The sequence below is a fragment of the Macrococcus equipercicus genome, assembly GCF_024205945.1.
GTDB lineage: Bacteria > Bacillota > Bacilli > Staphylococcales > Staphylococcaceae > Macrococcus > Macrococcus equipercicus.
In genome coordinates this window covers 1,409,368-1,420,141 of the sequence record NZ_CP073809.1, presented here as the reverse complement: position 1 = coordinate 1,420,141, position 10,774 = coordinate 1,409,368, and the positions used below count along the sequence as shown (strand labels likewise).

Genomic DNA, 10,774 nt, shown 5'->3' with positions numbered 1-10,774 from the left:
AACTTGCCGTCGTGCTGATCATCGTGGCAACACTCATGCTGCTCGGCGGGGTCACCTACTTGTTTTTACAGTAATTTGAACAAAAAGAAGTAATATTCTGAAAATAACTTGACGGAAAATTACTTCTTTTTTATACTAATAGTTGAATGAATGGTCATTCAGTAGAGAGGGAGAACATCATTGACGGAAAAAAGACAAATCATCATCAACGCTGCTGTGGAAGTCATCGCAGAGCACGGCTATCACGGCGCGCAAGTGTCAAAAATAGCGAAACAGGCGGGAGTCGCCGACGGAACCATCTATCTGTACTTTAAAAATAAGGACGATATTCTGTTCGGTCTGTTTGAAGATAAAGTCGACCAGCTGATGGCGACCATGACAGCGACATCAGCTGCATCACCTGAAGACCAGCTGAAGACATTCGTCAGAAACCATGTGGAGTGGCTGGCACTTGACCGCTCGCTTGCAGCATGCGTGCAGCTGGAGCTCAGACAGTCGAAGAAGGAGATGCGGAACAAACTGAATCATCTGCTCATCCCTTATCACCGGCTGCTTGAAAATATTCTTGTCAAAGGAATCGATGCCGGTGTCTTTGACCCGGCGATGAATCTGAAGTTTGCAAGGCAGCTCATCTTCGGAGCGATTGATGAGGCGATCTCGACATGGGTAGTCGCTGATTTCAAGTATGATATTACCGCCCAGTTTGACGACCTGTACTATTTGATCAGTAAAGCCGTAACCAAGGAGGACCATCATGATTAACATGACTATTAATGATAAGCGCTGTACGTTGACACTTGACCGACCGAAAGCGAATGCGCTGTCGGCAGAACTTGTAGCACAGCTCGGGGAGAAGCTGGATGCTGTGGAAGCTGACGGCACTGTCAAAGTCGTCCTGCTGCAAGGGGAGGGCAGGTTCTTCTCAGCAGGAGCTGACATCAAGGAGTTCGCTCTCCGCAGTGCCGAAGAACTCGAGCAGCAGAGTCGTGATACTCATGCAGTGTTCAACCGGCTTGAGCATTTTAACGTGCCGGTGATCGCATTGATCAAAGGTGCAGCACTCGGCGGCGGGCTTGAACTTGCGATGAGCTGCCACATTCGTCTGAGCACAGTTGATGCGCAGCTCGGCCTGCCGGAAATCAATCTCGGCGTCATGCCAGGTTATTCCGGGATACGCCGCCTGAAAAGCCATGTCGGCACGGCAAAAGCACTGGAGATGGCACTGACCGGTCAGGCAGTGAGCGGCGCTGAAGCGGAAGTGATGGGGCTTGTCACAAAGGCATTTCCGACAGAAGATGACATGGTGCGCTACGCAGAACAGCTCAGTTCAACCATTGAAGGCTATTCACTGGATTCCATCCAAGGCATCATGGCCGTCAGCGCAGAAACAGAAGCTGAGAAGAGTGATGACACGGAAGCCCGGCTCTTCGGCCGGATCTTTGACACCGATAATGCTAAAGAAGGGGTTCAGGCATTCATCGCTAAACGCAGACCAGACTTTAAATAACATCAACAAAGGGGATTGAAGGATGAACATTTATGTACTGATGAAACGCACATTTGACACAGAGGAACGGATTCAGCTGCAGGGGGACAGAATAGACGAGGACAGCGCAGAGTTTATCATCAATCCGTATGACGAATATGCGATTGAAGAAGCAGTCAAGCTGAAGGAATCACATGACGGCGAGATTGTTGTTCTGACGGTCGGCACTGAGGAGAGCGAGAAGGAGCTGCGGACCGCGCTCGCGATGGGTGCGGACCGCGCTGTGCTGATCAATGCTGAGGATGACTACGAAGACTTAGACAGCAGCAGCGTCGCACGGATTATTGCAGCGTATGTGGCAGCGCAGGATGTTGATGTGATTCTTGCGGGCAATGTCGCTATCGACGGCGGCAGCGGTTCTGTCGGGCCGGCTGTAGCTGAACTTCTTGATATACCGTACGTGACGACAGCAGTAGAACTTATAATTGACGGCACGACGGCGCATATTACAAGAGATGCAGAAGGTGACACGGAGAAAGTATCCGTGCAGCTGCCGTTTCTTATGACGTGTCAGCAAGGGTTGAATGAACCGCGTTACCCGTCACTGCCGGGCATCATGAAGGCGAAGAAAAAACCGCTTGATGAAGTAGCGCTCGATGATATAGAAGTGGATGATTACGAAGCATTGACCCGCCGGGAAGCGCTATCGCTTCCTGCGGACAAAGCTGCGGGCCGTATTCTTGACGGTGAACTGACGGCGCAAATAGACGAACTGGTCGGTCTGCTGATTCATGACAGAAAAATAGTCGGATAGGAAAAGGGGATTATCATGACGAATATTTTAACAGTAGCAGAAATTAAAGATTATCAGCTGAGACATGTCTCATTTGAAGCCATTGCACTTGGCAGGCAGTTAGGAGAAGTCACGACGCTGTTGATCAACGGGACAGATGATATGGCAGGTCAGCTGGCAGCACACGGAGCAGACCGCATTCTGACAGTGACAGACGAGCAGCTCACGTCATACAGCAGCGACGGTTATACTCAAGTCATCCAGGCGGCGCTGGATGCTGTATCACCTGACTATTTGATTCTCGGTCATACGGCTGTCGGCAAGGATCTGGCACCAGTCATTGCGGTCAGAAGACAGGCCGGACTGATCACTGATGTCGTTGCTTACAGTGATGGGCACTTCAAGCGGCCGATCTATTCCGGCAAAGCATTCGAGGAGAAGACGTTCAACAGTGACTTCAGAGTCGTGACAATCAGACCGAATAACTTTGCGGTATTGAACATAGCAGGGGCAGGCACAGTCGTGCCGCTTGACGTGACAATCAAGGATTTACGGACAACAATCAATGAAATCGTGCAGAAGACAACGGCAGGTGTAGACCTCGCAGAAGCGAAAGTCGTCGTAGCGGGCGGCCGCGGCGTTAAATCAGCAGAAGGCTTTAACATGCTGCAGGAGCTGGCAGATGTGCTCGGCGGAGCAGTCGGTGCTTCACGCGGTGCGACAGACGCTGAGTACTGCGACTATTCACTGCAGATCGGCCAGACCGGTAAAGTCGTCACACCTGACTTATACATCGCGTGTGGTATTTCAGGTGCCATTCAGCATCTGGCGGGCATGAGCAATGCCAAAGTCATCGTCGCGATCAACAAAGATCCGGAAGCGAATATTTTCAGTGTGGCGGACTACGGCATCGTCGGTGATCTGTTCGATGTCGTACCGATGCTGACGGATGCCTTTAAAGCCGCACGAGTGTGAGCAAAGAGGATGACGGTTGATTAGCACCATGTTATACTCCTGTTATCATGAAATTTTAGGAGGAACAAACAATGGCATTGATTAATGCAACTGATGCAAACTTTGAAGAAAATATTAAAGAAGGCGTAACTTTAGTAGACTTTTGGGCACCTTGGTGTGGACCATGTAAAATGATCGCTCCTGTGCTTGAAGATTTAGCAGGTGATATCGACGGAAAAGCCAACATCGTTAAAGTGGATGTTGACGAAAACCAGGCGACTGCTGCGAAATTCGAAGTGATGAGCATTCCGACGTTAATCGTCTTCAAAGACGGTCAAGTCGTTGACAAAGTCGTAGGTTTCCAACCTAAAGAACAACTTCAGTCCGTTCTTGAAAAACATTACTAAGAAGCGTATAGGACGCATTAAAAAAGAGCTTCGGCTCTTTTTTATTTTGAATGGGGAATAGCGTATGGAAGACTTTCAGTTAAAAATCAGGCAGAAACTTGCGGTGCTGCCGATGGAACCCGGCTGTTATTTGATGAAGGACAGGCAGGGGGAGATCATCTATGTCGGTAAGGCGAAGAATCTGCGCAACCGTGTCCGCTCTTATTTCAGCGGTGCACATGATGAGAAGACGACCCGGCTTGTCGCGGAGATCCGGGACTTTGAGTTCATCATCACAAGTACGGAGATTGAATCGCTGCTCCTTGAGCTGACGCTGATCAAAAAGCATTATCCGCGCTACAATATTCTGCTGAAGGATGACAAGAGCTATCCGTTCATCAAGATCACAAAGGAGAAGCATCCGAGGCTGCTTGTCACACGCCAGGTGAAGAAGAACAGCGGCAAATATTTCGGCCCGTATCCGAATGCGTATTCCGCGCAGGAGACAAAGAAGCTGCTGGACCGTATTATTCCGTTCCGGAAATGCAACCATATGCCGGACAAACTGTGTCTTTACTACCATATCGGCCAGTGTCTCGGTCCGTGTGTCTATCCGGTCGAGGAGCAGGAATATCAGGCGATGGTGCAGACGGTCACCCAGTTTCTGAACGGTGAGGATTCAACGATCATTGAAGACCTGCGCCGCAAGATGGAAGAGGCGAGCAGCGCACTGAACTTTGAGCAGGCCAAGGAGTACCGTGACTTGATCAGTCACGTGGAGGCTATCATGTTCAAGCAGAAGATGATGACAGCTGATATGACGGTGAGAGATATTTTCGGTTACAGTGTGGATAAAGGCTGGATGTGCGTGCAGGTGTTCTTCATCAGACAGGGGAATTTAATCGAGCGGAACGTGACGATGATACCGCTGCTGCAGGATCCGGAAGATGCATTCTACAACTTCATCGGCCAGTTCTATCAGCTGAACCAGAACATTCTGCCGAAGGAAGTACATATACCGGTCGGGCTGGACATCGAGATAGTGCGTTCCGTCGTCGAGACGAAAGTCGTTCAGCCGGTGCGCGGTGCGAAGCGGGAGATGGTCGAGCTGGCGGAGAAAAATGCGAGGATCGCCCTGTCCAATAAGTTCGATATGATAGAGCGCGATGAGTCACGCACAATTAATGCGATTGAAGAACTGGGACGTGCGATGAACATCCAGACACCTATCCGCATCGAAGCATTCGATAACTCCAATATTCAAGGGGTGGACCCGGTGTCAGCCATGATTACGTTCATCGACGGCAGGCCGAGCAAGAAAGACTACCGGAAGTATAAAATCCGGACGGTGCAGGGGCCGGATGACTACAAATCGATGGCGGAAGTCGTGAGACGACGCTATATGAGGGTGCTGCGGGAAGGGCTGCCGCTTCCTGACCTGATCATTGTCGACGGCGGCAAAGGCCATATGAACATTATTACGAGTGTGCTGGAAGATGAGCTGGGACTCGATATCCCGGTCGCCGGTCTGAAGAAAAATGCGAAGCACCAGACAGCAGAACTATTGTACGGCGATAACGCAGACATCATTCCGCTCGACAAGAAGAGCCAGGCGTTCTACTTGCTGCAGCGCATTCAGGACGAAGTGCACCGGTTTGCCATCACGTTCCATAGGCAGACCCGGCAGAAGACAGGGCTGCAGTCTCAGCTGGACACTATACCAGGTGTCGGTCCGAAGCGGAAGACACAGCTGATCAAGCATTTCGGTTCGATTAAACGCATTAAAGAGGCCCCGCTTGAGGAACTGACGGCACTCGGTATACCGAAAGCGACAGCGGAGATCATTCAGACGACGCTGAACAGTTCGTGATAATAAAAAACACGGAACGAGTGTCCGTGTTTTTTATTATGATTTCATGCCAGCATCCCGCTAATTGAAAATAATTATCATAGTTCACAAGGGTTTGAAAAGTGATACAATAATGCCATACAGCAAGTTATTATTTTTTTCTGCGAAATGTAATCGGTTTCTTGATTTCATAATTTAAGAAGCGTAGAATTAAACGTGTTCATTTATCTTGCTACAAAATTATTAGGGGGGACTTCGCTTGGCGAAACCAGAACAGTCTTTTGCATTACGCAGGTTGCATTCTTTAATTGGTGTGCTGCCGATTGGTGTATTCTTACTCCAGCATTTATTCGTTAACCACTTTGCAGTTTACGGTCCTGAGAGCTTCAACAGAGCTTCTGACTTCATGGGCAACCTACCACTGAAATTGCTGCTGGAAACAGTAGTCATCTACATCCCGATTTTATTCCATGCGATCTACGGCGTATATATCGCATTTACATCACGCAATAACATTGGACATTACTCAACATTCCGCAACTGGATGTTCCTGCTGCAGCGTGTGACCGGGGTCATCACGTTCATCTTTATCGCTGTCCATGTCTGGCAGACACGCGTGCAAGTTGCATTCGGTCACCACGTGGATTACAGCATGATGCATGAGTTGATGACGAATCCTTTCTACATCGGTTTCTATGTCATCGGTATTTTGAGCACAGTGTTCCACTTTGCGAATGGTCTATGGTCATTTGCCATTACTTGGGGTATCACTCAGAATGACAAGTCGCAGCGCATCATGACTTATGTGTCATTAGTCGTATTCCTGGCAGTATCAGCATTAGGTTTAACAGCATTATTTGCATTCATTTAATTTAGAGGAGTGGCATATATATGGCAAACAGTAAGGTTATCGTTGTCGGCGGCGGGCTCGCCGGGTTAATGGCAGCGATTAAAGCAGCAGAACAGAACACCAATGTGGAGCTGTTCTCATTAGTACCTGTTAAGCGGTCTCATTCAGTGTGCGCACAAGGTGGAATCAATGGTGCGGTTAATACGAAAGGTGAGGGCGATTCACCTTGGATTCACTTCGATGATACAGTATACGGCGGTGACTTCCTGGCGAACCAGCCCCCCGTTAAAGCGATGACTGAAGCAGCGCCTGCTATCATCCACTTATTAGACCGTATGGGTGTTATGTTCAACAGAACACCTGAAGGGTTACTTGACTTCCGTCGGTTCGGCGGGACACTGCATCACCGTACGGCTTATGCCGGTGCGACAACGGGGCAGCAGTTATTGTATGCTCTGGACGAACAGGTACGCCGCTACGAAGTAGAAGGATTAGTCACAAAATTTGAAGGCTGGGAATTCCTCGGCATCGTTAAAGATGACGCCGGTGTCTGCCGCGGTATCGTTGCTCAGAACTTAATCAACGCAGAAATCAAATCATTTGCAGCTGATGCTGTCATTATGGCAACGGGTGGTCCTGGTATTATCTTCGGTAAATCAACGAACTCTATGATCAACACAGGTTCTGCCGCTTCTGTTGTCTACCAGCAAGGTGCGACGTATGCAAACGGTGAGTTCATCCAGATTCACCCGACAGCGATTCCCGGCGATGATAAACTGCGGCTGATGAGTGAATCTGCGCGTGGTGAAGGCGGACGTGTCTGGACATATAAAGATGGTAAGCCATGGTACTTCCTGGAAGAGAAATATCCGGATTACGGTAACTTAGTGCCGCGTGACATCGCAACTCGTGAGATCTTCGATGTCTGTGTCAACCAGAAGCTCGGTATCAATGGTGAGAACATGGTCTATCTTGACTTAAGTCATAAAGACCCGCACGAACTGGATGTGAAGCTCGGTGGTATCATCGAAATCTACGAAAAGTTCACAGGTGATGACCCGCGTAAAGTACCGATGAAGATCTTCCCTGCTGTGCATTATTCAATGGGCGGCATCTGGGTGGACTATGACCAGATGACAAACATCCCTGGACTGTTCGCTGCCGGTGAATGTGATTATTCACAGCACGGCGGTAACCGTCTTGGTGCGAATTCATTATTGTCAGCCATTTACGGTGGTATGGTCGCAGGACCGAACGCCATTAAATATATTAAAAACCTTGAAACTTCTTATGAAGATATTCCGGAAGAAATATTTGAACGTCAAGTCGAGAGCGAAAGAGCCCGCTTTGAGTCATTATTGAATATGCGCGGCACAGAAAATGCGTACAAACTTCATAAAGAACTCGGTGAAATCATGACAGCTAACGTGACGGTAGTCCGTCACAATGATAAGCTGCTTGAAACAGACAAGAAGATTGTCGAACTGATGGAACGCTACCAGAACATTGATATGGAAGATACAGCGACATGGAGCAACCAGGCAGTATTCTTTACGCGTCAGTTATGGAACATGCTGGTGCTTGCGCGCGTCATGACCATCGGTGCGTATAACCGTAATGAATCACGCGGCGCCCATTATAAGCCGGAATTTCCGAACCGTAACGATGAGGAATGGCTGAAAACAACAATGGCGATATTTGACGGACCAGAAAATCCACCGATCTTCAACTATGAAGATGTCGATGTCAGCTTAATTCCTCCGCGTGTCCGCGATTACTCTAAAAAAGGAGGCAAACATTAATGGCAGAAAAAACAATCGAATTAGTGATCAGACGTCAGGCTAAGCCGGAAGCTAAGCCTTATGATGAAAAGTTTGTTATTCCATACCGTCCGAACATGAACGTCATCGCAGCGCTCATGGAGATTCAGCGTAATCCAGTCAATGCACAGGGTGAGAAAACAACACCTGTCACATGGGACATGAACTGTCTGGAAGAAGTGTGCGGTGCCTGCTCAATGGTCATCAACGGCCGTGCGCGTCAGTCATGTTCAACGATTATCGATACGCTGGAGCAGCCGATCCGCCTTGAACCGATGGCGACATTCCCGGTGATGCGTGACCTGCAGGTCGACCGTTCTAAAATGTTCGATAACTTAAAACGTGTCAAAGCATGGGTGCCGGTTGATGGTACTTACGACTTAGGACCAGGGCCCCGTATGCCTGAGAAGAAACGTCAGACAGCTTATGAGCTTTCTAAATGTATGACTTGTGGTGTCTGCCTTGAAGTATGTCCGAACGTCAACCAGAATTCTAAATTCATGGGAGCGCAGCCGATCTCACAAGTCCGTCTGTTCAATCTGCATCCGACAGGCAGTATGAATAAAGACGAACGTCTTCACGCCTTGATGGGTGAAGGCGGACTGGCTGAATGCGGTAACTCCCAGAACTGTGTGAAAGCTTGTCCTAAAGGGATTCCTTTGACAACATCAATCGCAGCGATGAACCGGCAGACGAACTTCCAGTTATTCAAATCATTCTTTGGTTCTGATTATCAGGTCAATTAATTATGACGGCAGGCGGAGATTTCCGCCTGCTGCTTTTTTTGATATGATAGTGCTATATGTAGAAGAGGGAGTCATTATGGACAATAAGGAAATGGTTATTTCAATTGAATATCAGTTAAGAAGAATTGCCGACCGCATCAAAATCCAGGGCCGCAGCATCCTGCAGTCCTATCAGCTCTCAAATCAGCAGTTCATCGCGATACAGTGGGTCGGGGAAGGTCCGGTCACCGTCGGCCAGCTCGCTTCAAATATGGGGCTTGCGGTCTCGACAACTTCTGAGATGGTTGATCAGCTGATCCTCAAAAACTGTGTGCGCCGGGAGAAAGATCTGAACGACAAACGGAAAGTGAACCTGCTGCTTGAAGATAAAGGCCGCGCGATCATCAAAGAAGTGATCACGCATCGTCAGAACTATTTGAACGGCTTGATGAGCGGGATGTCACAGGATGACAAAGAAGCACTGCAGCAGTCGGTGGCGACGCTCTATGAGGCGATTGGAGAGCAGCACGATGAATAGACCGATCGGCGTTATTGATTCAGGTGTCGGCGGCCTGACGGTGGCGAAGGAAATCATGCGGCAGCTGCCCAATGAAGCGATCTATTATCTCGGTGACGTAGCGCGCTGTCCTTACGGGCCGCGGCATGGCGAGGAAGTGAAGCGGTTCACGACGGAGCTTGCATTATTTCTGATGACAAAAAACATCAAGATGCTTGTGATTGCCTGTAATACAGCGACTGCGGTTGCTCTGACGGCACTGCAGGAAATGCTGCCGATTCCTGTGATCGGCGTCATTGAACCCGGCGCCCGGACAGCCATCATGACGACCCACAACAACAAAGTGCTCGTCCTCGGGACAGAAGGAACGATTAAATCTGAAGCATACCGCAAAAAAGTGATGTCCATCAATCCGGCGATTGAAGTGAAAGGGGTCAGCTGCCCGGGATTTGTGCCGCTTGTAGAGCAGGTGCGCTATAAAGACCCCATTGTGACCAACATCGTCATCCATCAGACGCTCAAGCAGTGGCGTCAAGATAAGAGTGACACCGTCATACTAGGCTGCACGCATTACCCGCTGCTGAAAGATTACATCGAACAGTATTTCGGCGGTGAGAAAACCATTATTTCGTCAGGTCTTGAGACTGCAAGAGAAGTCAGTGCACTATTGACGTTCAGTCAGGAGCATGCGCATAATACGCGGGTCAAAGCGCACCGGTTTTTTGTCAACGGCGACCCGGAGAAGTTCATGCGTATTGCCCGGGAATGGCTGGAAGATGACTCACTTATAGTGGAAGCGATCAATTTAGAGGAGGAATTAGCATGAGAGATATCGTCATCGCAACAGGAAACCAAGGAAAGATCAACGACTTCAAATATATCTTCCCTGAAGATAATGTCATCGGTATCCAGACACTCGTACCGGACTTCGACGTCGAAGAAACAGGGACGACCTTTGAAGAAAATGCCCGGCTGAAGTCTGAGGCTGGCTGCAGTCTGCTCGGCAAAATCGTGATTGCTGATGATTCAGGATTAGCAGTGGATGCACTGAACGGTGAGCCGGGTATTTATTCCGCACGCTATGCAGGACCCGCTAAAAATGATGAAGCGAACATCGACCTTCTGCTCGGTAATATGGCAGGAATCACCGACCGTTCGGCGCAGTTCGTCTGTGCCATTGCCGTCAGTGAGCCGGGCAGAGCGACCAGGACATACCGCGGTGAAGTCGCAGGTGAAATCGCTTTAGAGCGGCAAGGTACGCACGGCTTCGGCTACGATCCGGTCTTTTACCTGCCGGCGTACCGTAAAACAATGGCTGAGCTGACCAACGAGGAGAAAGCGGAAATCAGCCACCGCCGCCAAGCGATCGAACAGTTGAAACAAGATTTCTAGTA

The 10,774-nt window shown here is 49.2% G+C and carries 12 protein-coding genes; all 12 read left to right on the top strand.

What is annotated here, in order from left to right; translation table 11 throughout:
• The first annotated feature begins 180 nt into the window (after positions 1–180).
• The 12 genes from fadR (at position 181) to KFV11_RS07345 (ending at position 10,772) form a co-directional block, all read left to right on the top strand.
• The gene (gene fadR, locus KFV11_RS07400; RefSeq protein ID WP_149458434.1) at positions 181–762 is read left to right on the top strand and encodes a fatty acid metabolism transcriptional regulator FadR; all 582 of its coding nucleotides are present in this window, start codon (positions 181–183) and stop codon (positions 760–762) included.
• Positions 755–1,507 carry an enoyl-CoA hydratase-related protein gene (locus KFV11_RS07395; protein ID WP_254249591.1) on the top strand — a complete coding sequence of 251 codons (753 nt, stop codon included), beginning with the start codon at positions 755–757 and terminating at the stop codon, positions 1,505–1,507. Before fadR ends, KFV11_RS07395 begins: the two co-directional genes overlap by 8 nt.
• Positions 1,508–1,529: 22 nt before the next feature.
• Entirely contained in the window at positions 1,530–2,300 is a 771-nt protein-coding gene (locus tag KFV11_RS07390; RefSeq protein WP_149458436.1) for an electron transfer flavoprotein subunit beta/FixA family protein, read from the top strand.
• Between the two features lie 12 nt (positions 2,301–2,312).
• Positions 2,313–3,254 carry an electron transfer flavoprotein subunit alpha/FixB family protein gene (locus KFV11_RS07385; protein WP_254250608.1) on the top strand — a complete coding sequence of 314 codons (942 nt, stop codon included), beginning with the start codon at positions 2,313–2,315 and terminating at the stop codon, positions 3,252–3,254.
• Positions 3,255–3,325: 71 nt separating this feature from the next.
• Entirely contained in the window at positions 3,326–3,640 is a 315-nt protein-coding gene (trxA, locus tag KFV11_RS07380) for a thioredoxin (protein WP_149458438.1), read from the top strand.
• 64 nt (positions 3,641–3,704) lie between these two features.
• A complete protein-coding gene (gene uvrC / locus KFV11_RS07375; RefSeq protein WP_149458439.1) occupies positions 3,705–5,489 on the top strand; it encodes an excinuclease ABC subunit UvrC in 1,785 nt (594 codons plus the stop codon).
• A 238-nt stretch (positions 5,490–5,727) separates the two neighbouring features.
• On the top strand, positions 5,728–6,339 hold the full coding sequence (locus KFV11_RS07370) for a succinate dehydrogenase cytochrome b558 subunit (protein ID WP_149458440.1): 612 nt from the start codon (positions 5,728–5,730) through the stop codon (positions 6,337–6,339).
• Positions 6,340–6,359: 20 nt separating this feature from the next.
• On the top strand, positions 6,360–8,120 hold the full coding sequence (sdhA, locus tag KFV11_RS07365; protein ID WP_149458441.1) for a succinate dehydrogenase flavoprotein subunit: 1,761 nt from the start codon (positions 6,360–6,362) through the stop codon (positions 8,118–8,120).
• On the top strand, positions 8,120–8,884 hold the full coding sequence (gene sdhB, locus KFV11_RS07360; protein ID WP_149458442.1) for a succinate dehydrogenase iron-sulfur subunit: 765 nt from the start codon (positions 8,120–8,122) through the stop codon (positions 8,882–8,884). Before sdhA ends, sdhB begins: the two co-directional genes overlap by 1 nt.
• Before the next feature lie 76 nt (positions 8,885–8,960).
• On the top strand, positions 8,961–9,401 hold the full coding sequence (locus KFV11_RS07355; RefSeq protein WP_254249590.1) for a MarR family winged helix-turn-helix transcriptional regulator: 441 nt from the start codon (positions 8,961–8,963) through the stop codon (positions 9,399–9,401).
• A complete protein-coding gene (racE, locus tag KFV11_RS07350; protein WP_149458444.1) occupies positions 9,394–10,206 on the top strand; it encodes a glutamate racemase in 813 nt (270 codons plus the stop codon). Before KFV11_RS07355 ends, racE begins: the two co-directional genes overlap by 8 nt.
• Complete coding sequence (locus KFV11_RS07345) at positions 10,203–10,772, top strand: XTP/dITP diphosphatase (RefSeq protein ID WP_149458445.1); 570 nt, start codon at positions 10,203–10,205, stop codon at positions 10,770–10,772. The genes racE and KFV11_RS07345 overlap by 4 nt, the downstream gene beginning before the upstream one ends.
• Positions 10,773–10,774 lie beyond the last annotated feature (2 nt).